20 protein-coding genes are annotated in these 23,294 nt (G+C 56.7%); 12 read left to right on the top strand and 8 right to left on the bottom strand.

What is annotated here, in order from left to right; all coding sequences use genetic code 11:
* Positions 1-161: 161 nt before the first annotated feature.
* The gene (locus ACN0XM_RS02050) at positions 162-719 is read left to right on the top strand and encodes a sigma-70 family RNA polymerase sigma factor (RefSeq protein WP_417565249.1); all 558 of its coding nucleotides are present in this window, start codon (positions 162-164) and stop codon (positions 717-719) included.
* The gene (locus tag ACN0XM_RS02045; protein WP_417565248.1) at positions 716-1,417 is read left to right on the top strand and encodes an anti-sigma factor domain-containing protein; all 702 of its coding nucleotides are present in this window, start codon (positions 716-718) and stop codon (positions 1,415-1,417) included. Before ACN0XM_RS02050 ends, ACN0XM_RS02045 begins: the two co-directional genes overlap by 4 nt.
* A 2-nt stretch (positions 1,418-1,419) precedes the next feature.
* Here ACN0XM_RS02045 and ACN0XM_RS02040 read toward each other — a convergent pair whose 3' ends face one another.
* The gene (locus tag ACN0XM_RS02040) at positions 1,420-2,847 is read right to left on the bottom strand and encodes an HDOD domain-containing protein (protein ID WP_417565247.1); all 1,428 of its coding nucleotides are present in this window, start codon (positions 2,845-2,847) and stop codon (positions 1,420-1,422) included.
* A 202-nt stretch (positions 2,848-3,049) separates the two neighbouring features.
* Here ACN0XM_RS02040 and ACN0XM_RS02035 point away from each other — a divergent pair, with 202 nt between their 5' ends.
* From ACN0XM_RS02035 to ACN0XM_RS02025, 3 genes are all read left to right on the top strand, one after another.
* Positions 3,050-4,057, top strand: coding sequence for a methionine ABC transporter ATP-binding protein (locus tag ACN0XM_RS02035; protein ID WP_417565246.1), 1,008 nt, complete (start codon positions 3,050-3,052; stop codon positions 4,055-4,057).
* Entirely contained in the window at positions 4,057-4,722 is a 666-nt protein-coding gene (locus ACN0XM_RS02030) for a methionine ABC transporter permease (protein ID WP_417565245.1), read from the top strand. The genes ACN0XM_RS02035 and ACN0XM_RS02030 overlap by 1 nt, the downstream gene beginning before the upstream one ends.
* A gap of 182 nt (positions 4,723-4,904) precedes the next feature.
* Positions 4,905-5,687: a MetQ/NlpA family ABC transporter substrate-binding protein gene (locus ACN0XM_RS02025; RefSeq protein WP_417565244.1), complete on the top strand. Its 783-nt coding sequence runs from the start codon at positions 4,905-4,907 to the stop codon at positions 5,685-5,687.
* Between the two features lie 117 nt (positions 5,688-5,804).
* Here the strand turns inward: ACN0XM_RS02025 and ACN0XM_RS02020 are convergent, their stop codons facing one another.
* Positions 5,805-6,458 (bottom strand): peroxiredoxin, encoded by a 654-nt coding sequence (locus ACN0XM_RS02020; protein WP_417565243.1) that lies wholly within the window; start codon positions 6,456-6,458, stop codon positions 5,805-5,807.
* Between the two features lie 123 nt (positions 6,459-6,581).
* Entirely contained in the window at positions 6,582-7,943 is a 1,362-nt protein-coding gene (locus ACN0XM_RS02015; RefSeq protein ID WP_417565242.1) for an alanine/glycine:cation symporter family protein, read from the bottom strand.
* Between the two features lie 182 nt (positions 7,944-8,125).
* Here ACN0XM_RS02015 and ACN0XM_RS02010 point away from each other — a divergent pair, with 182 nt between their 5' ends.
* Together ACN0XM_RS02010 and fghA are read left to right on the top strand one after the other, a co-directional pair.
* Entirely contained in the window at positions 8,126-8,557 is a 432-nt protein-coding gene (locus ACN0XM_RS02010; RefSeq protein ID WP_417565241.1) for a CBS domain-containing protein, read from the top strand.
* A gap of 31 nt (positions 8,558-8,588) precedes the next feature.
* Positions 8,589-9,431, top strand: a complete 843-nt coding sequence (gene fghA, locus ACN0XM_RS02005; protein WP_417565240.1) for an S-formylglutathione hydrolase — start codon at positions 8,589-8,591, stop codon at positions 9,429-9,431.
* Positions 9,432-9,447: 16 nt separating this feature from the next.
* Here the strand turns inward: fghA and ACN0XM_RS02000 are convergent, their stop codons facing one another.
* On the bottom strand, positions 9,448-10,572 hold the full coding sequence (locus tag ACN0XM_RS02000) for an HD-GYP domain-containing protein (protein WP_417565239.1): 1,125 nt from the start codon (positions 10,570-10,572) through the stop codon (positions 9,448-9,450).
* Positions 10,573-10,866: 294 nt separating this feature from the next.
* On the opposite strand from ACN0XM_RS02000, the gene ACN0XM_RS01995 reads away from it, so the two are divergent.
* Entirely contained in the window at positions 10,867-11,865 is a 999-nt protein-coding gene (locus tag ACN0XM_RS01995) for a GGDEF domain-containing protein (RefSeq protein WP_417565238.1), read from the top strand.
* Here ACN0XM_RS01995 and ACN0XM_RS01990 read toward each other — a convergent pair.
* A complete protein-coding gene (locus tag ACN0XM_RS01990) occupies positions 11,811-13,232 on the bottom strand; it encodes an MATE family efflux transporter (protein ID WP_417565237.1) in 1,422 nt (473 codons plus the stop codon). The genes ACN0XM_RS01995 and ACN0XM_RS01990 overlap by 55 nt on opposite strands.
* A gap of 179 nt (positions 13,233-13,411) precedes the next feature.
* Here ACN0XM_RS01990 and ACN0XM_RS01985 point away from each other — a divergent pair, with 179 nt between their 5' ends.
* The 3 genes from ACN0XM_RS01985 (at position 13,412) to ACN0XM_RS01975 (ending at position 17,577) form a co-directional block, all read left to right on the top strand.
* A complete protein-coding gene (locus ACN0XM_RS01985; protein WP_417565236.1) occupies positions 13,412-14,284 on the top strand; it encodes a carboxylate/amino acid/amine transporter in 873 nt (290 codons plus the stop codon).
* 154 nt (positions 14,285-14,438) lie between these two features.
* Positions 14,439-16,013, top strand: coding sequence for a PAS domain-containing methyl-accepting chemotaxis protein (locus ACN0XM_RS01980; protein ID WP_417565235.1), 1,575 nt, complete (start codon positions 14,439-14,441; stop codon positions 16,011-16,013).
* A 166-nt stretch (positions 16,014-16,179) separates the two neighbouring features.
* Positions 16,180-17,577 (top strand): sodium-dependent transporter, encoded by a 1,398-nt coding sequence (locus tag ACN0XM_RS01975; protein WP_417565234.1) that lies wholly within the window; start codon positions 16,180-16,182, stop codon positions 17,575-17,577.
* 80 nt (positions 17,578-17,657) lie between these two features.
* Here the strand turns inward: ACN0XM_RS01975 and ACN0XM_RS01970 are convergent, their stop codons facing one another.
* Complete coding sequence (locus ACN0XM_RS01970) at positions 17,658-19,232, bottom strand: methyl-accepting chemotaxis protein (protein ID WP_417565233.1); 1,575 nt, start codon at positions 19,230-19,232, stop codon at positions 17,658-17,660.
* A 471-nt stretch (positions 19,233-19,703) separates the two neighbouring features.
* On the bottom strand, positions 19,704-20,108 hold the full coding sequence (locus ACN0XM_RS01965) for a helix-turn-helix domain-containing protein (protein ID WP_417565232.1): 405 nt from the start codon (positions 20,106-20,108) through the stop codon (positions 19,704-19,706).
* Positions 20,109-20,286: 178 nt separating this feature from the next.
* Here ACN0XM_RS01965 and ACN0XM_RS01960 point away from each other — a divergent pair, with 178 nt between their 5' ends.
* Positions 20,287-21,012 (top strand): EAL domain-containing protein, encoded by a 726-nt coding sequence (locus ACN0XM_RS01960; RefSeq protein ID WP_417565231.1) that lies wholly within the window; start codon positions 20,287-20,289, stop codon positions 21,010-21,012.
* On the opposite strand, the gene ACN0XM_RS01955 is transcribed toward ACN0XM_RS01960, so the two are convergent.
* Complete coding sequence (locus ACN0XM_RS01955; protein WP_417565230.1) at positions 21,009-23,255, bottom strand: EAL domain-containing protein; 2,247 nt, start codon at positions 23,253-23,255, stop codon at positions 21,009-21,011. The two genes, ACN0XM_RS01960 and ACN0XM_RS01955, sit on opposite strands and share 4 nt — an antisense overlap.
* Positions 23,256-23,294: the final 39 nt, after the last annotated feature.

The raw sequence follows: 23,294 nt of genomic DNA, 5'->3' as shown, positions 1-23,294 counted from the left end.
TTTCCTCTTCTTGTGTGGGTGTTGCAGAGGAGGTAACGGGTGTCCGGACGCGATAGATGCACTCGAAAACAAAAAAACATACTTTGGCTATGAGTGCATCCCCGGGCGCTGATGCTTCGTAGAGTCTGTTATGGGCATAAAACAGAACAACAGGAGAAGTTATGGTGTCCCGCGATGAGAGTCAGGATGATTTGATGCGTCTGTTATTGTCGGTTGCCCGGAAGGATCGGCAAGCGTTCCAGTTGCTCTATGGGCAGATTGCTGCGCGCATGTTTGGTCTGTGTCTGAAACTTGCGGGCCAGCGTGAGCTGGCAGAGGAAGCGCTGCAGGAAACCTTCATCCAGATCTGGCACCACGCCAGCGAATACCATAGCGACCGGGGCACACCCCTGGGCTGGATGATGACCATTGCCCGCTATCGCACCCTGGATCTGATGCGCTCGAGAAAGGTCCGGCAAGCCGCTGGCGATGAGCAACTGGAGCAATTGGAAGATCACCGTGCTGGCCCCCTTGATCATTCCTTGCGCAATGCCGGCTCGGCACAGTTGACGGGGTGCCTGGAAGAGTTGAGTGAGGTGCAGCGGGACAGCATTCTGCTCTCCTATTACCGGGGATTTACCCACGACGAACTGGCCGAAACCCTGAGCTCTCCGATCGGAACCGTGAAGAGCTGGATCCGTCGGGGTCTGATGGCGTTGAAGAGGTGCCTTGAACGATGAAAAAGACACCGGAACGAATCGAAGCACTGGCCGCCGAATACGTGCTGGGCTCCCTGAAAGGGCCGGCGCGGCGCCGGTTTGAGCGATGGATGATGGAGTCTGGCCGGGTCCGGCAGGAAGTCTGGTTCTGGGAGGAGAAGCTGGGGCAGCTATCCACTGAGGTGCCGCCGGAAACACCGCCACCCGATGTCTGGGCCGCCATCGAGCACAGGCTTTGGCCAGCGACGCAGTCTTCAGATACCCGGCAAAAGCGGGGTTTGCGCTGGTTGTGGCCGGGCTGGAGTCTGACGGCAACGGCCGCCGCCGTGCTGTTTGCGGTTCTGCTGGTGCAGCAGCCGGCCTCTGGTCCCGGCGGCGCTCAGCTCTCCGGGGCCATTGTGCAGGCCAATGTCAGTGACCCGCTCTGGCTGGTCAGCGAGTCGGGCACCGATAGCCTGTTGAAACTGCGGACCGTGGCCGCGAATGCTGCGGGCGCGGGCAAGGACTATGAACTGTGGATTGTGCCGGAGAACGGGCAACCCCTGTCACTTGGCGTGATCCCGGCCGGCAGCGTGCACCAGGTGACGCTGACCGAGAAGGCCCGCCAGGCACTGGCAAGCAGCCGGACCCTGGCGATCAGCCTGGAGCCCCGGGGCGGCTCGCCCACCGGGGCGCCGACCGGCCCGATCCTGCACGTTACCAAGCTCTATGAGCTGTAAGCTCAACGCTGGGGGCTGGCGATCAGGGTGAGGCACAACTGGGCATTCTGGATAAAATGTCCGAAGGCGGTCAGCTGTTCCTTTGACGGCACGTAGGCACCCGCAGCATTATCCGCATAGAACAGTCCCACCAGCCGGCCATTGGCTTTGATCGGGCCGATCAGGGCCGGCACCTTACCGAGCCAACGGTCGTAAGGCACACCCTCTACGGCCAGCTTCGGTTCATAAATGCTGCAGTGGGCGTGGGGCAAGAGCGAGCCCAGTGGCCCGGTTCCATCTTTCTGGACCACCAGATGCTCGCGCCAGGATTCAGTTCCGCGGCCGCCCAGTTTCCGTGGTATCAGCTCATTGCCGGTCCGGTCACTCATCAACAGGGCCACGCGCTGCATCCCGATGGCTCTGTGAATACCCTCGATGACCAGTTGACAGACTTCGTTGATGTCCGGCTTTTCCGCCAGGCACTGGCTCAGTTCCCGCAGGATTTCCAGTTGCAGCTCCGGGTCCATGTCTGGAGCCCTGGCGGCAGTATCGCCGGGCCCCCTGTCGGCGCCCGGCATCATGGCGGTAACCTGCGGAATGCCGAGAGAGACCGCCACCCGGGTGGCCTCGGAGGCGTTCACCTTCAGCTGGTCGCGCACCACAGCGGGACTTTCGCCGATGTCCTTGCCCAGCTTTTCCAGAACCTTGTCCATCTCCGGCCCGCTCCAGCCCTGCTCCGACAGCTTGGCCATGTCCACGGAATTGCGCACCAGGCTGGAGGCCATGGAGTTGGCCTGCCCGGGGGAGACAACATCCCGGATGAACGGCCCCAGAGACCAGGCCTCCACCAGGCCACGGGTAATCTCGGTAAAGGTGGAATGAAGTACCGCTTTCTGGGCCTCCACCGGAGGCTCCTCCAGCCTGAGGCGCTGTTCCAGTTCCGTAGCCTGTTCTGTTTCGCAGGACCAGAATGCCAGCTCGCCGATGTTCATTAGCAGCGCCCCGATGAAGACCTCTTCCAGCGCGGTTTCGTTCCGTTTGGGCATCAGGCACCGGGCCTGGACCGCCGCATGAATCGCGCGCGCCAGACAACGCAGCAGATGGGGGCGGTCATTGCGTTGCAGGAGCGTGTCTACGATCAGTGAGGAAATCGCCATGGATTTCACCGCGTCGAAACCGATCAGGGTAATGGCCCGGCTGACAGTGCTCACCTGGGTTCGGGTCTGGTTGTAAAACACGGTATTGGACAGTCGCAGAACCTGGGACGTGAGCTGGGCATCGTTGAGAATCACGTTGGCCAGTTCGTTGACGGTGCTGTTCCGGCTGTCCGTCAACTCGTCGATGCGCCGCAGGGTATTTGCCAGAACCGGCAGCTCGACTTTGCTGAGATAGGTTACCCATGCCTGGGTGGAATTCATCCGTGAGGGCGTTGATTGTTTTTCGTCGGTCACGTTAGTGAGTCTCTGGGCGGCGCGCCACTGGGAAATGTAAGGTTCTTTTGCGATCCAAGTTTAGTTCAGGCGGGTGTCTCATGTCAGGTAACCGTTTGTGTAGGGACATCTACCCACCCGGCGAATCCGCCCGGAATTCGGGTTTGCCCGCCGTATCGGCTATAATCGCCCGTTTTAACGCTGCACCCACAAGGCGCTGACCGTGATTGTATTTGACCAGGTACAGAAGTCGTATCAGGTAGGCGGCCGGGCGATCCCCGCGCTACACCCCACCGATATGACCGTTGAAACCGGCGAAGTGTTCGGTATCGTTGGCCACTCCGGCGCCGGCAAATCGACGCTGGTGCGACTGATCAACCTGCTGGAACCACCCACCGGTGGCCGCATTCTGATCGACGACGAGAATATCACCGATTATGACGCCGCCGAGTTGCGGGCTTTTCGCCGCAAGGTCGGCATGATTTTCCAGCATTTCAACCTGTTGTCCTCGAAAACCGTGGCGGACAACATTGCCTTTCCCATGAAGCTGGCCGGTATCTACTCAAAATCCGAGATCCGGGATCGAGTCCAGGAGTTGCTGGCGCGGGTGAGCCTGGTCGACCAGGCGAACAAATACCCTTCGCAGCTGTCCGGCGGCCAGAAGCAGCGAGTGGGCATCGCCCGGGCCCTGGCCTGCCGCCCCACTATCCTGCTGTGCGACGAAGCCACCAGCGCCCTGGACCCCCAAACTACCCAGTCGGTGCTGAAACTGCTGGCGGACATCAACCGGGAACTGGGCCTGACCATTGTGCTGATTACCCATGAAATGGACGTGGTGCGCCGGGTCTGCGACCGGGTGGCTGTGATGGACGCCGGCCGGGTAGTGGAAATGGGCCGGGTCAGTGACGTGTTCCTGCACCCGAAGCATCCGACCACCCGGGACTTTGTGTTCGAGAGCGAAAGCATCGACAGCCAGGAATTACAGGAAGACCTGCAGAAGGCAAATGGCCGGATTTTGCGCCTCACCTTCAAGGGGGATTCAACTTACAAACCACTGTTGGGCAGTGTTGCGAGGCAATCCGGCGTCGACTTCAGCATCCTCTCCGGCCGTATTGACCACATCAAGGACACGCCTTACGGCCAGCTGACACTGTCCCTGGTGGGCGGCGACCTGGACATTGCCATGGGAGCGTTTGAGGCGGCCGACGTTCATGTGGAGGTGCTTCGCTGATGGAAGCCCTGTTGAGCAATGTAGACTGGACTGAGATCGGCTGGGCAAGCTGGGACACCCTGGTAATGGTGGGCCTGTCCCTCTTGTTCAGCGTGTTGATAGGCCTGCCGGTTGGCGTGCTGCTGTTCCTTTTTGGCAAACGCCAGCTACTCGAGCAGCCGGTGGCCTACGCGGTGCTGTCGTTCGTGGTAAACGTGCTGCGCTCCGTGCCCTTCATCATCCTGCTGATTGTAATGATTCCGTTCACCGTCATGTTGATCGGGACGTCCCTCGGTGTTGCCGGTGCTATCCCTCCACTGGTAGCCGGTGGTGCTCCATTCTTCGCCCGTTTAGTGGAAACCTCCCTGCGTGAAGTCGATCGGGGCATCATCGAAGCCACCCAGGCCATGGGTGCCAATGTGAGGCAGATCATTCTGGGTGCCTTGTTACCCGAGGCACTTCCCGGCATCATCGCGGGCATCACGGTAACCGCCATTACGCTGGTGTCCTACGCGGCCATGTCTGGCGTTATCGGTGGCGGGGGTCTCGGTGACCTGGCAATCCGCTTCGGTTATCAACGATTCCAGACCGATGTAATGGTCATTACAGTCGCGTTACTGGTCATTTTCGTACAGGTTTTGCAGATGGTCGGCGACCGTCTCGTTCTGTATTTCAGCCGCAAATAAACACAGCCAGATATAGGCACGCGGTCGGAAACCCCTTCCGAAAACGTGGAGCGCCAGGGATGGCGCGACCGAGCCCTACAGGGACGTATTTACGGGCGTTTTTCGGAAGGGGTTTCCGACTGTGGGCCGTACTCCATAGCTGAACTTAAGTCGTTTAAAATGCTTAACAGGAGAATCGATTTATGAATCTGAAGAAAACATTCGTGGCACTTGCCGCCGCAGCCACCTTCTCGGGCGCCGTTGCGGCCGAAGAGCTGTCTGTTGCCGCTACTCCCGTGCCTCATGCAGAGATCCTGGAATTCGTGAAGCCCAAGCTGGCTGAACAGGGCGTTGAGCTGGACGTTAAGGTATTCACCGATTACATCCAGCCGAACATTCAGGTGGACCAGAAGCGGATGGATGCGAACTTCTTCCAGCACAAGCCGTATCTGGACTCGTTCAACGAGGGTCGTGGTACCAATCTGGTCACCGTGACCGGTGTTCATGTTGAGCCGTTTGGTGCTTACTCCAGTAAGATTGACTCCCTGGACGAGCTGGAAGACGGCGCGGTTGTTGCCATTCCGAACGATCCGACCAACGGTGGCCGTGCGCTGCTGCTTCTGCAAAAGGCCGGTCTGATTACCCTGAAGGATGACAGCAAGATTACTGCGACTCCTCGTGACATTGCAGCCAATCCGAAAAACCTGGATTTCAAGGAACTGGAAGCAGCAACGCTGCCGCGGATTCTCAATCAGGTGGATCTGGCGCTGATCAACACCAACTACGCGCTGGAGGCGGGCCTGAACCCGACCAAGGATGCGCTGGTGATTGAAGGTTCCGATTCCCCATACGTGAATATCCTGGTCGCACGCCCGGACAACAAGGACAGCGCCGCCATGAAAAAACTGGCCGACGCGCTGACCTCCGAGGAGGTGAGGGATTTCATCATGAAAAAGTATGAAGGTGCGGTGGTTCCGGCATTCTGATGGCAGGAACTTCCGGGATCAGATGAACGCATTCATCTGATCCCATCTTCACAAAAAAGGCCGGGCAGCGAGAGCTGCCCTCCCTTTTTGCTATTGACCTGAATCTCGGTCGTTGGATCAATCACCGCTCCAATTGGCTTTCGGATCCGGTGTCATCCGCAGGTAAGACTTCACCGCCTTGTAACCCTGCGGGAAGCGTTGCTTGATCTCGTCTTCATCCTGCAGGGACGGAACGATGACCACGTCGCCGCCACGCTCCCAGTTACCCGGGGTCGCGACCTTGTGTTCATCGGTCAGCTGCAGCGAATCGATCACCCGCAGAACTTCATTGAAGTTACGACCGGTGCTGGCCGGGTAGGTAATCATCAGCCGTACTTTCTTGTTCGGATCGATCACGAACAGAGAGCGAACAGTCAGGCTGCTGTCGGCATTGGGGTGAATCATGTCGTACAGCTCGGACACCTTGCGATCCTGGTCCGCAATGATCGGGAAGTTTACTGCGCAGCCCTGGGTTTCGTTGATGTCCTTGATCCACTCCTGATGGGAGTCCACCGGGTCCACACTCAGGGCGATGGCCTTGACGTTGCGCTTGGCAAACTCTTCTTTGAGTTTGGCGGTCAAGCCCAGTTCGGTGGTGCAGACCGGGGTAAAGTCAGCCGGGTGCGAGAACAGGACACCCCAGCTGTCGCCCAGCCAGTCATGAAACGAAATTTTCCCTTCACTGGAATCCTGCTCGAAATCCGGTGCGGTATCTCCGAGACGTAAACTCATCTGTACTCTCCTTTAATGATGGTAGTGACAATTTCGTCTGTTATTCCGGCCCCAAAATCGCCGGATCATTTTTTAAGTGTATACGACAAACTGTGGTGCTGGATGGTGCAATTGCAAGGGGACTCAGCCCCCCAAGGCCTTCTCTTTCTCAAAGTGCTCCCGGGTCAACTTGAACACCACGGGGCTAAGCAACAACAGCGCGATCAGGTTAGGTAGCGCCATCATGGCATTCAGCGTGTCGGCTACCAGCCACACAAAGCCCAGGTTCAGGGTAGCGCCCACCGGGATGGCGAGAATCCAGGCGATCCGGTACGGCACAATAGCCTTTACGCCAAACAGAAACTCAATGCAGCGTTCACCATAGAATGACCAGCCAAGGATGGTGGTGAAGGCGAAGACCGCAAGCGCAATGGCCACAAGGTAGTTGCCAACGCCTGGCAGCGCGTCCTCGAAAGCCATGGAGGTGAGGGCTGCGCCCGATTCCCCGGAAGTCCAGGTGCCTGATGTGATGATGACCAGCCCGGTGATGGTGCAAATGATGATGGTATCGATGAAGGTGCCAAGCATGGCCACCATTCCCTGGTTGATGGGGTTCCGGGTTTGGGCGGCAGCGTGGGCGATGGGCGCGGAGCCCAGACCAGCTTCATTTGAGAAAATTCCACGAGCGACACCGAAGCGGATTGCTGCCCAGACTGCAGCACCAGCAAAACCGCCTTCTGCGGCAATGGGACTGAAGGCATGCTCGAATACCAGGGCAAGCGCTGCGGGAATATCCGCTGCGTTGATGGCTAGCACCACGAGCCCCGCCACCAGGTAGGAAACCGCCATCAGCGGCACCAGGGCACTGGCGACATGGCCAATCCGGCGAATGCCGCCGATAAGCACCATGCCCACCAGAACCATCAGGGTGAGTCCGGTGACCCAGTGTGGCAGGCCGAAGCTGGTTTGCATGACATCGGCCACCGAGTTGGCCTGCACGGTATTGCCGATACCGAATCCGGCAATCGCCGCAAAAATGGCAAACAGCACACCGAGCCAGGCCCATTTGTTGCCCAGCCCATTGCGGATGTAATACATGGGGCCGCCGACATGGTCGCCGCGCTCGTCCACTTCCCGGTAACGGACCGCAAGGACCGCCTCGGAGTATTTCGTGGCCATGCCCACCAGGGCCGTGAGCCACATCCAGAGCAGGGCGCCCGGACCGCCCAGGAATACGGCGGTGGCAACTCCGGCAATGTTGCCGGTGCCAACGGTGGCCGACAGCGCGGTCATCAGGGCCTGGAACGGGGGAATTTCACCCTCCGATTCAGCACCTGTGGCGGTGCGACCTTTCCACATCAGCTTGAAGCCGGCACCGAGTTTCAGTACCGGCATCATCTTTAGACCGAGGCTGAGGAACAGCCCGACACCCAGAATCATGACTAGCATGGGTGCACCCCAGACCAGTCCGTTTATTTCTCCAATAACGTGTTCAATCGCTTCCATGGGGGCTCCCTGTTCGTGCCATGGATTGGTTTCAATATTTGACCCTTAGAGGGTATAACTAATTGAGTTTAGTCAGATATTTCCCTCTGTAAACTGGTAGGGTGGTAAAAGTGGTGGATTCGAGTGTGATTGCCTATGCTCTTAGTGAAGGCGTCCACCCACAAACGAGGGGAATTGTGTCCATGCGTTCGCTAAAAGTTTCAGATGTCATGTGGAATCACATCGAGCCCATCCGGTGTGGTACGCCGCTCACCAAGGTAGTGAAAACCCTGCTGCACAACCACGTGACCGGACTTCCCGTGGTTGATGAGAACCGTAAGGTGCTCGGATTTGTGTCCGAACAGGACTGTATTCATTCTCTGCTGGTGAGCAGTTATCACCATGAGGGCGACCCGATCGTGGACGATGTCATGTTCCGGAAGCCCCTGACGATTTCTCCCGAGATGTCGGTGGTTGATCTGGCCCAGAACCTCGGCGCGGGCAAGCCCAAGGTGTATCCTGTCGTGGATCACGGCAAACTGGTGGGCATCGTCACCCGTACCGCTATTCTCGCAGAGCTGTCCCGGGTAGGCAGTGGGGTTGAGTTGCCCAAGTACGCCAGCGCCGAAGACTGATACACACTCCTTATTAGGAATCGAGGCCACTATGGAACTCTTATCCACGAACGTCAGTTTCGACGGAGAGCATCGCCGCTACCGGCATACCTCGGCCACCCTCGAGTGCGACATGGAGTTCGCGGTTTATCTTCCGCCGGCGGCGGTGGGCTCCCACCCGAAAAAAGTGCCAACGCTATATTGGCTCTCCGGGCTGACCTGTACCGACCAGAACTTCATGCAGAAAGCCGGCGCCCAGAAGCGGGCCGCGAAACTGGGCATGGCGATTGTGTGCCCCGATACCAGCCCGCGCGGGCTGAACCTGCCCGGGGAAGACGACAGCTACGACTTTGGTTCCGGGGCCGGCTTTTACATCAACGCAACCCAGCAGCCCTGGGCGCCCCATTACCGCATGTACGATTACGTGTTGAAGGAATTGCCGCAACTGGTGGAGAGTGAGTTGCCGGTAACGGACATACGGTCCATCAGCGGCCATTCCATGGGCGGCCATGGCGCCCTGATTTGCGCCCTGAAAAACCCCGGCCGCTATGCCTCGGTGTCGGCCTTCGCGCCCATTGCCAACCCCACCGAATGTCCGTGGGGCCAGAAGGCCTTCAAAGGGTATCTTGGTGACGATACCCGCCGCTGGGAGGAATGGGATGCGACCCTGCTGATCCCCACGGCCCGGGAACGCCTTCCGTTATTGGTGGATCAGGGGACGTCCGATGAGTTTCTTGATAGTCAGTTGAACCCTGATGCGCTTGTCGATGCCTGTGAGACGTTCCATCACCACATCAACCTGCGCATGCACCGCGGATACGACCACAGCTACTTCTTTATTGCCTCGTTCATTGATGACCACCTGGATCACCACGCCGAAGCATTGGGGTTATAAAGAGGTTGTGAGAGGGTTATGAGCGGAATCCCCACATTAGACTGAAGTCCATGGACGGCATGACTTCGGGCTCTTCAAGGGCCCGGATGTTGAACTCGAGAATACTGGTGTCCCGCTCAAAGGTGCCGGTGTAACGATTACCCCGGGGTCCGAATATGGCCTTTACGAAGGGTCCTCGGGCCCTTACCGGGCGGCCGGAGACTACCCCAACCTCGTTGTTGTCCAGGCGCACAAGAATACCCGGCGGAAACTCTCCCAGAACCTGCAGCAGGGCTTTCGGTATCGCCGGCCGGAACTTGCCATCGGCCAGATTGGCAATCAGTTTGCGGGCGTCGGCAATGTTCATGCGCTGGCGATAGGCACGTTTGGTGATCATGGCCACATATCGTTCTGCCAGGGCAAGAATCTCCGCCTCCGGGCGTATTTCCGTGCCACTCAGGCCTTTCGGATAGCCGCTACCATCGGCTTGTTCATGATGCTGGGCAATAGTGGTCAGTAGCAGCTTGTTGGTAATACCTGCGGCCTGGAGTGCGTTTATACTGCGCTCTGGATGCTGACGAATCACCCCCCGTTGTTCATTGCTCAGGATCTTGCTTGAAGCGTTCAGCTTGTCTGCAATAGGCACCAGCGCCAGATTGGCGGTGAGCGCGGCGGCCGTCAGCACACCGATTCTTTTTTCTTCCAGACCGAACTGCCGGGCAACGAACTGACACAGGATGGCGTAAAAAAGAATCTGTTCGTGAATGGTCGGACCGATCGAATACAGGTGTACCAGCGCCAGGCTGGCATCGGGCGACTCCGTGCAGGTGCGCTCAATCATCCGCGCGAGGCCGAGTAGACGTTTGGGTGCCGACGGGTCGGAGTCCGTGATGGCCTTCAGTGTTACTTCGAGAGTGTGAAGCAGGTCCGGGTAGTCAGCAAAGGGATTGCGTTCCCGGTTATCCTCGAAGATTTCTTCCTGGGGCCGCTCAATCTTACGGGGCTTGAACCGGCCCCGCTCGAACAGCTGTTCCAGCTGGGAGTTGGTCTGAATCACATAACCCTGACGCAGAAGTACATTGCCATCGGAATCATAGACGTTCCAGGGCAGGGGCCGGCCAATGGTCAATGCGCCGGGGGCGATTCGGACAAGTTCGGTCAAATCAGGTGTCTCGGGTACAGGTTAGCCATGTCGCAAGTGTAACTCCGAACGCCTTGCGTCTCTACTCAGGCGATGGGGCTCGTGGTAGTTGGTTGGCACGGTTTTACCTGATTTAACCAAAGCAGCTCTAAAAACTGAGCATACGTTCATACTTTGTCTATTTTAAAGGACAATATGTAAAGAATCGTTGTCGTGAAACGATCATTCAAGTTGCTTGCGCTATTCTGGAATTTTAAATAATACTTTTTCGGACGATCACTCTCCATGCTCCATCGCCTCAAGACTGATTTTAGATTGTCGATTATTACCTTGCTAGGTGTCAGTGCGATCCTGGGCATTACTCCCTTCGCGGTGATGCGGTATTTTCAGGGGAACCTGCTGGCAGGGCTGGTCGACACGACAATTCTTTTGAGTATCACTGCAGTGCTGGTTTACGCTTGGGTAACCGGAGATACCCGCCGGAGCGGTCTGGTGCTTGCGTTCATTGCCTGCACCGGCGCGGTGGTGGTTGGTGCGGTGGTAGGCGAGCCCGGGCTTTTCTGGCTATATCCGTGCCTTGTGACAACATTCTTCCTGGCCAATCCCCGCATAGCGGTGTTCCTGAACGTCGCTTCGGTCATTGCTCTAATGGTGCATGGCGGTGCCTTCCGGTCTGACATCCAGATGTGGTCTTTTGCCTCAACAGCGTTCGTGGTCAGCGCCTGTGCATACGTGTTTGCCCACCGGAATCGTGACCAGCGGGAACGCCTGGAACATCTGGCAACCATTGATCCGCTGACCGGGATCAAGAACCGGCGCTCAATGGATCAGGAGTTGGACTTGGCGGCGGCAAATGCAGAACGCACCGGGCTGCCTTACGCGCTGGTGCTGCTGGACATCGATTACTTCAAGCGAATCAATGACGAACATGGCCATGGTGTCGGCGATGACGTGCTGATTGAGATGGTTGAGTTGCTGCTGAAAAATACCCGTAAGTCAGACCAGCTATTCCGCTTCGGCGGTGAGGAATTCGTGCTGCTCTTGCCGGGGGTTGATGGCATTGGCCTGAAGGCGGTAATGAACAATCTTCAGCAGGTGCTGCGAAAGTATATGAAGCATCCCGGTGGTTCGGTGACTGCCTCATTTGGCGTGGCGCTGCTCAAGCATGGTGAGAGTGTCGATAGCTGGCTGGCCCGGGCGGATGCCGCGCTCTACGAGGCCAAGGAAACCGGCCGTGACAGGATCGTGTTTGCGGACCCTCAACGGGCGCCGGAACTGGCCGAAGCCACTGCCGGGTCATCGACCGGCGCATAAAGAAAGAGCCGCCAGCCGAGCAGGATACTGGCAGAAATCAGCCCGCCAGTCAGTCCCACCCAGAAACCGGCGGCTCCCATAGCGGGCACCAGCCAGTCTGTGAAGGTGAGCAGATAGCCCAGGGGCAGGCCCACACCCCAGAATGAAAACAGCATGATGAACATCGGGATGCGGGTATCCTTGTAGCCCCGCAAAGCGCTGATGCAGGTGACCTGGATGACATCGGCGATCTGGAAGAGTGCGGCGAACACCAGCAACCTTACGGTAACCGCTTGCACCTCGGTGTCACTGGTATAGAGCGCCGAGATCTCCCGGGAAAATGCAAACAGCAGCACGGCGAACACCAGCGCCGTTGCGGCCGCCAGAATCAGGGAGCTGCGGGCGATCAGGCGGGCGGTATCCGGAGCCCGGGCGCCCATCAGAAAACTGACCCGCAGCGTCAGGGCCATGCCGATACTCAAAGGCAGCATGAACAGCAGCGACACCACGTTCAGGGCAATCTGATGGCCCGCCACCACCACCGGGCCCAGTGGGACCAGAAACAGGGCAATCACCGAAAACATGCTGACCTCGACAAAAATGGTAAAGCCGATTGGCACGCCGATGCCCAGAATGTAACGAATGCCCGCCAGATCCGGTTTCACCCAGTCGGAAATCAGATGGAAATGCCGGTACACACGGCTGCGGTTCAGATAAACCAGCAGCGCAATAGCCGCGACGCCGTTGGAAATCGAGGTGGCCCAGCCACAGCCGATACCACCCATGGCCGGCAGCCCGAGCTTGCCGTAAATGAAGATGTAGTTCATGGGCAGGTTGATCAGCGTACTTAGAACAGAAAACGCCATGATCACCCGGGTATGGCCAAGACCATCCGTGAGCCCGCGAAGTGCCGTGATTAAAAGTAACGCCGGTATGCCCCAGGCAAAGGCGTCCAGATAGCCCTGGGTGATGCGTGCTGTGTTGGCTTCCAGGTTGAGCATTGCCAGCACCGGGTGCACCTGGGTGAGCAGCAGGATCATGATGACGGCCCCCACCGCCGCCAGGTAGAGACCCTGCCAGGTGGCGGGCATGATTTTCTCGACCGCCCGGGCACCGTTGTAGCCGGAAATAATGGGTTGGAGCGCGCCGAGCAGGCCCATGAAAAACAGGAACAGGGGCATCCACAGGCTGCTGCCAATACCCACGGCGGCCAGATCTTCGGCACTGGCGTGGCCGGCCATAACAGTATCAATAACGCCGTTGGCCATCTGGGCCACCTGGGCGATCAGGATGGGCCCGCCCAGAATTGCCAGGGTTCGCCACTCCGTCAGTGTTCGGGCGACCAGTGGCTTACGGGCTTCCGGTAAGGGTTGGTGGATCTCATCCATTGGGCAGTTCGTCCGGTCATTCCTGGTTCGGGATTGCAAATCTGTAGCTCAGCGCCGACTGCGCATGGTACCCGATTGGCCTGTGTTGGGGCATCGGGGTTTGTCCTGTGTTCCGGCGCTGCAAGTTTTTTCCAAAACCGTTAAAGTACGCGCTTTCTTCACAACGGATGGCTGTGGCGATGGGACTTCTGGTTTTTGTTACGGTTCTGTGGGCGTTTTCCTTCAGCCTGATCGGAGAGTTTCTGGCCGGGCAGGTAGACAGCGACTTTGCGGTACTCAGCCGTGTGCTGCTGGGTGCCCTGGTATTTTTGCCGTTTGCCCGCTGGCGGGGTGTGCCCTCCGGTCTGAAACTGGGCATTCTCGTTACCGGGATGTTGCAGTTCGGTATTACCTATCTCTGCCTGTACCGCTCCTTCAGTTACCTGACCGTGCCGGAAGTGTTGCTGTTCACCATTTTCACACCGTTGTACGTGACCCTGCTTGACGACGCCCTGTTCCGCCGCTTTTCACCGGTGGCACTGCTGGCGGCTGCCATTGCCACGTTGGGCGCCGGCATCATTCGCTATGACGGATTGAGTGAAGACTTCATCACCGGTTTTCTGCTGCTCCAGGTGGCAAACTTTACCTTCGCCGCCGGCCAGGTTGGCTATAAGCACGTGATGCAGCATTACCCGACCGGGATTCCTGCTTACCGGACCTTCGGCTATTTCTTCGTTGGTGCGCTGATCATTGCCTTGCCGTCCTTCCTGATTTTCGGCAATGCCGACCGGTTGCCGACCACCTCCGTACAGTGGGGCATTCTGGCCTGGCTGGGGCTCGCGGCTTCCGGTATGGGCCTGTTCCTGTGGAACCGTGGCGCCTGTGTTGTCGATGCCGGCACATTGGCCATTATGAACAATGCCCTGGTGCCTGCGGGGTTGATCGTGAATTTGCTGATCTGGAACCGTGATGCCGATCTGCTGCGCCTTGCACTGGGCGGCGGTGTTATCGCTTTCTCCCTCTGGGTCAATGCCCGGTTCCACGCGCGAGCGCGGCTGGCCGCTGTGGCTTAAGTGCCTGCACGGATTAATGTTCTGCAAACCTCTGCCGTTACATTCCCATACGCAGGGTAGCCATTGACGAATATCAATAATATTCATCAATGGCTACCCTTGTGCGCCTGTTTCTATCCCCCATGGTCAATCCTCAGTCAGAAGGTCCCTTTGTATGCGTAAGAATCTCCCGGTAACCCAGCGTGAAGTCAAAATGCGTAAAGGCGGGCGGTTGATAAGTACCACGGATCTCAAAGGGGTGATTACCTACTGCAATAACGAATTTGAGGAAATCAGCGGTTTTTCCCGGGATGAATTGGTAGGCCAGGCCCATAATATTATCCGCCATCCGGACATGCCCCCGACAGTATTCAAGGATATGTGGGAATATCTGAAGGCCGGTAAGGCCTGGATGGGGGTGGTCAAGAATCGGGCGAAAAACGGTGACCATTACTGGGTCAGTGCCTATGCGACTCCTATTCGTGAAAATGGCCAGATGGTCGGCTATGAATCGGTTCGGGTTGAGCCAACGCGGGAGCAGATTGACCGTGCGGAGAGGCTGTATGGGAAAATCTCCGCTGGCAAGCTGTCTTCCTCCTTCAAAAACCGCGGCCTGTCGATGCTTCGCTCCGGCTGGCCATTCCTCTTGTCGCTGGTGCTCAGTCTTGTGGCGCTGAAAGTTGATCATCCGTGGCTTGCGGTAGGCCTCATTGTTGCTGGTCATGCCCTGGGCTTTGGTCTGGTTTTCAGCTCCCTCTCCGCCCGCCTGCGAAAGTTGCTCGATCTCCGGCCGGATGCCTTCAGTGACCCGATCGTCGCCCGCACCTATAGCGACGAGCGCGGACTGTTCTCTCAGCTCTCCCTGCAGCTGGTCAGTGAGGAGGCCCGGGTTCGTACCGCTCTGGCGCGCATTGATGATCAGGCAGAGCTGCTCTATGAACAGGCGCGGGCGTCTCACGGGTATATCAGCGAAGGGGCGTCTGCCATTGCCCGGCAGCGGGCGGAAACCGACCAGACTGCCTCGGCCATCAATGAGATGACGGCGTCCATCCAGGAGGTTGCCGAATCGGTTACCAGCAATGCTCGGGAGGCCGAGGAGGCCAATCGGCTGGCTGGTGTTGGCAGTGACCGCAGTGCCGAGGCGCTGGTGGCCATTGAAGAGCTGGTTTCCCGTGTCAACGGAATCGGTACAACCATCGGCAAGCTGGGTGAGTCCACCAAGAGTATTGGTGAAGCGGCCAACCTGATTTCCGACATTGCCGATCAGACCAACCTGTTGGCATTGAATGCGGCGATTGAAGCCGCCCGTGCGGGTGAGCAGGGTCGTGGCTTTGCCGTGGTAGCGGATGAGGTGCGCTCTCTGGCCCGTCGCACGAGGGACTCTACGGTCCATATCCAGGATGTAATCGACGACTTCAGGCAACAGGTGGACTCTGCGGTTCAAGCAACCCGCGACGGTGAGGCTGTGGCCGGTCGTGGCCTGGAAAAGGTCAGTGAAGCTGAGATATCCCTGCGGGATATTGTTACTTCCATACAGACCATTTCAGACAGCTTTATCAACATGTCCGCTGCCTTCGAGGAGCAAAGTCAGGTGTCTGATGAAATTAACCGCCAGATTACCAATATTGCCGAACTGGCCGATCACAGTGATGCCCAGGCCATCGCCGCGAAGCAGAGCAGTGACCGGCTCAGCGTGATGTCCCGTGGCCTGAAGGACCTGATTGGCCGGTTTATCAGTAAAAACGGCTAGTTAACTTTCACTTTCCCGCCAGCGGACCGGATTGTTCCGGTCACGCCGGTTGCCAGCACTGGCATCGAAAAGCCAGTGCTGGCAGAATCCCGCCCCAATTGCCCCGGCAGCGCCGTGGCTCTCGCTTTTCAAAGACATTCCTCAGCCAAAAGCACAGGAACACAACATGACTCAGTCCAACTCGGTTACGGGTAACGGTGCAGGGACCGCTCGTGGTCTCTGGTCCTCCCGGTTGGCGTTTATTCTGGCGGCAACCGGTTCTGCCGTTGGTCTCGGTAATATCTGGAAATTCCCCTACGTTACCGGTGAGAACGGTGGCGGTGCTTTCGTACTGGTATATCTGCTGTGTATCGCCGTGATCGGTATCCCCATCATGATGGCGGAGGTATTCATTGGCCGAAACGGCCGGCACAACCCCATCACCAGCATGCGCCTGGTGGCCGAGCGCAATCTCAGCTCCCCGGGCTGGCGAATATCGGCAATTATCGGGATGATCGCCGCGTTCGTTATTCTGTCCTTCTATTCCGTCATTGGCGGTTGGGCAGCGTCCTACGTGGGCCACGCCGCCATGGGGGATTTTACCGGTGGGACTGCTGAGTCCATCGGTGATCTGTTCGGTAATCTGCTGGCCAGCCCGGCCCAGTTGCTGCTGTGGCACACTGTCTTCATGGCGCTCGTGATTCTGGTGGTTTCACGGGGCCTCAAGGGTGGCCTGGAGCGGGCCGTAACCATCCTGATGCCGGCCCTGTTTGTTCTGCTGCTGGTGGCCGTTGGTTATGCCACCACGACTGGCCACTTCGGTGAGGCCGTGAGCTTCCTGTTTACACCAAATTTCGGAGCGCTCTCGATCAATGGGGTTCTGATTGCGCTGGGCCACGCCTTCTTCACCCTCAGTCTGGGTATGGCGATCATGATGGCCTATGGCTCCTACCTCGGTCGGGACATCTCCATTGGCCGCACAGCCGTCAGTGTGGCGCTCATGGATACCGTGGTAGCGCTGCTGGCCGGCCTGGCCATTTTTCCGGTGGTGTTCGCCAATGGTCTGGAAGCCAGCGCCGGCCCCGGCCTGATCTTCCAGACCCTGCCGCTGGCCTTTGGCAACATGCCCATGGGCAGCCTGTTTGGTACGCTGTTTTTCATTCTGCTGCTGTTTGCCGCCTGGACCTCTGGCATCTCCCTGCTGGAGCCGGTGGTTGAGTGGGTGGAAGAGAAGACCAGCCTGGCCCGCTCCGGCAGTGCCATCCTGGTGGGGGTGCTGTGCTGGGCCCTTGGTATTGCCTCGATCCTGTCCCTGAACGTCTGGGCGGATATTGCTCCGCTGGCGATGTTCGAGCGCTTTGAAGGCAAGACCATTTTTGATCTGCTGGACTTCTTCACCGCCAACGTATTACTGCCGCTTTCCGGCCTGCTCACTGCGGTGTTCGTCGGCTGGTTCGTTGCCAGGGAATCGCTGAAAAAGGATCTGGCCCTGAAAGGCGGTGCTTTCAGCCTGTGGTACAACCTGATCCGGTTTGCCACGCCCATCGCGGTTGCGGTTGTGTTTATCTACAACCTGACGGCTTGAAGACCGCCTGAGCCGGTTCGCTGGGCGGCGGTGCAGAGAAAAAAGCCCGGCGCGTTTTGCGGCCGGGCTTTTTCTCTGCGTCAGACTTTGAAGCGGGCTATCTGAGTGCTCAGGCCTTCTGCCAGCCTCGCAAGTTCTTCACTTGCTGCCGAAACCTGCTCTGTGGAAGAAGCGGACTGATCGCCGACATCCCGGATCTGGGTTACGTTCTGGTTGATGTCCTCTGCCACCGAGCTTTGTTCTTCGGCAGCGGTGGCAATCTGGCTGTTGTACTGGCGGATTTCCTCCACTGCAGCCGCCATCTCCTGGATGGTGGTACCCGCCAGCTCTGCCCGTTCCAGGGTCTGCTCTGCAAGCTTGCTGCCTTTCTCCATGCTGGAAACCGATGTTGCCGCACTGGTGACAAGGTTGCTGATCAGGGTTTCAATCTCGGTTGCGGAACTTTGCGTTCGTTGCGCCAGTGACCGGACTTCATCCGCCACTACTGCAAATCCCCGGCCCTGTTCTCCGGCGCGGGCAGCTTCAATGGCCGCATTCAATGCCAGCAGGTTGGTCTGTTCGGCAACCGATTTGATCACGTCCAGCACGGTACCGATGTTGTTGGTTTCCGCCTGCAGGCTGTTGAGTTGCTTTGTCACCTCCGCACTTTGTTTGTTCAGATCAGCAACAAACTCGAGGGTTTCCCTGACAGCCTTTTCGCCATTGCCGGATTTTTCGCTGGCATGGTTGGCGGCCTGGAAAGCAGCTTCAGCGCTCCTGGCCACTTCGTTGACGGTAGCCACCATTTCGTTCATGGCGGTGGCGACCTGATCGGTCTGGCTTTGTTGTTCTGCCACTCCCCTGCTGGTCTGGTTGGTAACCGTGGACAGCTCCTCTGAGGATGAGGCAATGCTGGATGCGCCGGTATCGATCTCGCGCACGAGTTCCCTGAGATTGGTCACCATGGTTCCGAATGCAGCGAGCAGTTGGCCGAATTCATCACCCCGCTGGCTGCGAACGTCGACGGTAAGGTCGCCAGAGGCAACCTTGTTGGCGATCTCCACGGATTCTTTGATCGGGACGGTGATTGCCCGGGTCAGCAGCCAGGCCACGGTGATGGCGATGAGGATGGCAACGACGGTTACGATGATGATTTCAGTGACTGTCGTGTCGTATCGCTGAGCCATCAGAGCCGCTTCCCGCTTTTTCAGTTGCTCGGTCTGGTCAATCGCATTGCGTGCTGTGGTGAGCAATTGCTCTTCGATGGATGAGACGGTTTCAGGCTGTGCCGAAATATTGGCTTCGTATCTTTGCAGAAGCTCCTTGTAGGATCCTATGTCTGTCAAAATTCGTTCTACCAATTTCCGATCTTCAGCTTCTTCAATCATTGCGATAATCGGTTCCAGAGCCCTGGCAGCATCATCGGCAAGCTTAACTGCCTGGTTGATATATTGTGAGTCCTTGCGAATCTGGAAGTTCTTTTCATTTGTTCTGGCGTCGAGGAGCGCAATTTCGGCAGCATTGGCCTGTTCCACGATCAATGCCCGGTGATTGTATTCGTCGAGTGAAAAGATACTGACGGTGGAGATGATCAGTAGAAGCACGAGAAGGATGGTGAAACTTGCTGCGAGTTTTTTGCCCACGGCAAGGTTCCCCAAAAATTTGCGTAAAAGCATTTGACGATTCCTCGGATTTGTAATTCGAAATAAATGTCTTTATTCCTATACATATCTTACGGCACTACACATTTAAACTTAAGCTGACAAGTTGATTTATAAGACCGGCCCGGTGACTTTCCGGCCAGAATGTTTAATCAATGGGGGACAATTGATTCAGCGTGCGGAAGTAATTGGGAAGCCTGTCAAATAACACTTCCGAGTTTAGGTATATATTAAATATCAGTATTTATTATCGGGTATTCATACCAAAGCGCATTATTACTAAAGAACAGGTTGCTCAATAAGCCGGGAAAGGTGTGCGAGAAATGCTCCAATGTAACGTCATTTTCGGTTTTTATTTGTTCAGTTAGGTCGTCAAATTCGGGTTTGATTTGTCCCATGGATTCTAGGTTTCAAAGTGTCTGGAAATTTTTGATCGGAATGGGGGTTGTCTCGGAAGTTTGTGCTGGAGGGGAGGTCTTTTGTTAATCATAAAGGTGCTTCCTGGTCGATGTCATTCTCTGCTTTCTCACTGTTTGCGGGCAGAGCTTGAGTGCCAACGTCGACTGAGTCAGGGGGCCGGGATGCACGTTTTCTAAGCAATTCAGCAAACTCCAGTAGCAGTTTTTGGTCTTCCTCAAGCAGGGAAATGAACACTGCATTGAGGGCCACTTGCCTGGGGTTTAGCTGCTGATTTTCAGCAACGGAAAAAATGTCCGTGATTGAGAACCCCAGTGCTTCCGAGAGGCGATAAAGCAGATCAAGGCTCGGTCTTGCCACACTTCTCTCGATGCGGGAAAGGTTGCCAACATGAGAGTCCGTTTGTTCTGCCAGTTCGGCGAGAGTAAGACCCTGCTTTTTTCGTAACTGTTTTAATGCCTGACCTAAACTCATAACATATCTCTTCGTTCAAGACGATGATATTACAGGCAAAATGTCAGATACACAAAGTTGCAAATATTACATAATAAAACATCTATTAAGCTTTAATGGCACAATATTTCGTCAACTCCTGACGTAAGGTATAGTTGTATGACAGTCTCGTACAAGCTCCATGGAGAGGATTCAACTTGTGAACGAAGCAGCCTACGAATACACAAAGGGAGAGTCTGATATAGCGCTTCGGCCTGTTGTTTCTTCCAGAGAAATTGCCACCCCCCGCTTTGAAGTATTGACCTTTTCTGCCCGGCCTTTGGTCGACAATATCGCCGGCATACTGAATTTCCTTGATGACAGTCTCCCCACGATCTATCGGGGTAAAACCTGTGTTTCTGTCAGTCTCGACGACGGAGAGGTATTCGACAAGTCATTCCCTGAGTATTTTCTGGGAAAAATGCGGTTGCAGAATATCGAACCACCCAGAATAGAGCTGGAAATTTGTGAAAGCGCTGTGCTGAGTGAAACGGCCTGGCAACGGGTCATTCCGGACTTGGCTGGTTGTGGTTTCGGAGTGGTGGTAAAGCGCTATATTGCAGATAATTTGGATTTCGATGTACTCGCCAGCCCTCACATTGCAGCAATCAAGGTTGCCCCGCAGGTGGTTGCTGAAATACCAGGCTCCATGCTGGCTCGTCGGTTTCTGAGAGGTTTGCAGGCGTTAGCCAATGCCATCAACAAACAGCTGATTGTTGATGGCGTGGAAGCTCTTGGTCAGGCGCTTTGGCTGGAGGCGATGGGTTGCGAAATGTTTCAGGGGACCTTTTACGGTCCTGCTATGGACGCCCGGAATGCTCGGCATTTTGTGCATGAAGGACGACAGCTCGTCTCCCCGATCGTTTTCGAACCCGTCACTAATTAATTCTCCGCTCTGAGCTTTTCCAGAAGAGCTGTTTCCGCCATCGGTTTGGCGAAATAGTAGCCCTGTCCCAGCGGGCACCCCAGGGCTTGAAGCATTCGCCATTGATCTTCTGTTTCAATGCCTTCGGCGAGCGCCTGAATGCCCAGGCTTTCGGCCATCTGCCGTATGCTGTTGACCATTTTGACAGCGCTCTGATCATTGGGAGCTCCAAAAAGAAAACTTCGGTCGATTTTCAGGGTGGTTATCGGCAGCGACCGGAGTCGCGCCAGGGACGAGTACCCCGTACCAAAGTCATCAATGGCGACTTCGATATCCGCCCGACGGAACTCCTGAACGATCCCCTCCATGCGCTGCATGTCGCTCATCAGGGAGCCTTCGGTCAGCTCGACCGTGAGCGCCGATGGCGGTATGTCGAGTTGCTTCAGCAAATTGACGATACCTTGAACCAACCCTGGCTGCCACAACTGGCCAATGGCTAAATTAACCGCCATATGCAGATGAGTGAATCCTTGTAAACGCAATCGCTGAAGCGCATTCAAGGCTTCTTTCATTACCCAGGTACCAATGCGAATAATGAGGCTCGTTTCCTCCGCAATAGGTATGAATTCGCCCGGGGAGATGTAGCTTCCGTCTGCCTGCGGCCAGCGTATCAAGGCTTCGACCCCGACTGTCCGGGTTGTGGTCAGGTCAATCAGCGGCTGGAATGCAAGCTGGAATTCACCCGTATCCACGGCGGTGCGGAGTCGGTTTTCGATATCAAGCCGGTGCTGCTGTTTTTTGGACAGTTCACAGGAGAAAAATTGAAAGCTGTTACCACCGAGGTTTTTTGACTGATACATAGCGCTGTCTGCTCTGGTCAGAAGCGTCGAGGCATCGCAGGAGTGGACTGGGCAAAGACTGATACCGATGCTGGCGCCGAGATAGTACTCTCGCCCCTTGACCACAAAGGGCTGCTCAATGGTTTCCAGTACGCGTTGGGCGACGGCTGACATCACACTCATCAGTTCGGGTAAATCGACGGTCGACAAGCAGTCCTGGGCCTCATAGGGTGCGAGAATGATGAATTCGTCACCACCCTGCCGGGCAACCAGATCGGACTCACGAACGGCATGTGTCAGGCGCTGTGCAACCTGTATCAAAACCTCGTCACCGGCATCATGGCCCAGCGCGTCATTGATCAGTTTGAAACCATCGAGATCCAGATACAGCAGTCCGGCAGCCGGTGGAAAAGGGCCGGCCAGCCTGAGATGACGGTCGAGTGCCTCCAGCGCCGCGGTTCGGTTGGCCAGGCCGGTAAGGGCATCCCGATAGGCCATATCGTGGGCTTTTTTTTCGCTTCTCCGCCGTCGGGATTGCTCACGCAAAGCGCGTATGCCGTGAACGATGTTGTCGACCATCCGCTGCAGCAACCTGACTTCCGCTCCGTCGAAGCGATCAGGTTCCACGGAGTAAATGGCGAGGCAGGCTTCTGGCTCCTTGCCGCGGATGGTGAACGGGAAAGCGATAACAGACTGTAAGCGGTGTGATTTTTCCAGATATTCCGGGAGAGCGGGATCCCCGGGATATGTCGAAACAATGGATTGGTGCCGTATACCGGTATGCAGTGCCAAGGCGATGGGGTCCTGGCCCGCAGCGCTTGTCCAGGGGCTGTTTTCAATCTTATCAATATAGCCACTGGCCCCGCCGGCTATCGCCAGAGGCTTTATTCGCCCGCCTCGGTAGGCTTTCGCCTGGCCAACCCAGGCGAGGGCATAGCCACCGTCTTTCACAAGGCTGTCACAGATGCCGGACAGCATTTCTTTTTCGCTGCGGGCATGAATGACGCGCTCATTGCAGGCACTGAATGCCCGAAGGGCCCGGGTTGCGCCCCTTAATGCCGATTGTGTGTTTTCAGTTTCCAGCTTCTGGAACTCCGAGATCCTCCCTAATCGCAAGAGGTTGTGGATTCTCGCCGTCAGCTCAACGCGACGAATCGGCGTACGGATAATATCTTCCGCAAGGTCTCCTAGATAACCGTTGGCTTTTTTCAGTTCGGATTCCGAAGCAGCCAGTAAAACGGGTTTCAGAGCGGGGGCAGCCCGGGATCGGAGCTTGCGTATGTCAGCTTCACATTGCAGGAGTGTGTTCAAGTCAATGATGCACAGGTCAAAGCCGGTCTGGTCAATGGTGCCGGGATGAGGCGCAATACACGGATGTCCAATAGAACGGGTGAGCACCCGGTAATCGGCAGCCTTGCTTAACATAACCGCAACAACTGGTTGCTCTGTCTGCAACTCAGGTGC

The organism is Marinobacter sp. (assembly GCF_048269445.1).
Taxonomy (GTDB): Bacteria; Pseudomonadota; Gammaproteobacteria; order Pseudomonadales; family Oleiphilaceae; genus Marinobacter.
The sequence above is the reverse complement of the archived record's forward strand: the minus strand, read 5'-3'. Positions and strand labels throughout refer to the sequence as shown.

Excerpts from the sequence above, each read along its gene's own strand:
- ACN0XM_RS01975 (WP_417565234.1), top strand. The coding sequence starts at position 16,180 with ATGACTCAGTCCAACTCGGTTACGGGTAACGGTGCAGGGACCGCTCGT.
- ACN0XM_RS01955 (WP_417565230.1), bottom strand. The coding sequence starts at position 23,255 with ATGTTAAGCAAGGCTGCCGATTACCGGGTGCTCACCCGTTCTATTGGA.
- ACN0XM_RS01965 (WP_417565232.1), bottom strand. The coding sequence starts at position 20,108 with ATGAGTTTAGGTCAGGCATTAAAACAGTTACGAAAAAAGCAGGGTCTT.
- ACN0XM_RS01980 (WP_417565235.1), top strand. The coding sequence starts at position 14,439 with ATGCGTAAGAATCTCCCGGTAACCCAGCGTGAAGTCAAAATGCGTAAA.
- ACN0XM_RS01985 (WP_417565236.1), top strand. The coding sequence starts at position 13,412 with ATGGGACTTCTGGTTTTTGTTACGGTTCTGTGGGCGTTTTCCTTCAGC.
- ACN0XM_RS02015 (WP_417565242.1), bottom strand. The coding sequence starts at position 7,943 with ATGGAAGCGATTGAACACGTTATTGGAGAAATAAACGGACTGGTCTGG.
- ACN0XM_RS02050 (WP_417565249.1), top strand. The coding sequence starts at position 162 with ATGGTGTCCCGCGATGAGAGTCAGGATGATTTGATGCGTCTGTTATTG.
- ACN0XM_RS02025 (WP_417565244.1), top strand. The coding sequence starts at position 4,905 with ATGAATCTGAAGAAAACATTCGTGGCACTTGCCGCCGCAGCCACCTTC.
- ACN0XM_RS01990 (WP_417565237.1), bottom strand. The coding sequence starts at position 13,232 with ATGGATGAGATCCACCAACCCTTACCGGAAGCCCGTAAGCCACTGGTC.
- ACN0XM_RS02010 (WP_417565241.1), top strand. The coding sequence starts at position 8,126 with ATGCGTTCGCTAAAAGTTTCAGATGTCATGTGGAATCACATCGAGCCC.
- ACN0XM_RS02045 (WP_417565248.1), top strand. The coding sequence starts at position 716 with ATGAAAAAGACACCGGAACGAATCGAAGCACTGGCCGCCGAATACGTG.
- ACN0XM_RS02030 (WP_417565245.1), top strand. The coding sequence starts at position 4,057 with ATGGAAGCCCTGTTGAGCAATGTAGACTGGACTGAGATCGGCTGGGCA.
- fghA (WP_417565240.1), top strand. The coding sequence starts at position 8,589 with ATGGAACTCTTATCCACGAACGTCAGTTTCGACGGAGAGCATCGCCGC.
- ACN0XM_RS02020 (WP_417565243.1), bottom strand. The coding sequence starts at position 6,458 with ATGAGTTTACGTCTCGGAGATACCGCACCGGATTTCGAGCAGGATTCC.
- ACN0XM_RS01970 (WP_417565233.1), bottom strand. The coding sequence starts at position 19,232 with ATGCTTTTACGCAAATTTTTGGGGAACCTTGCCGTGGGCAAAAAACTC.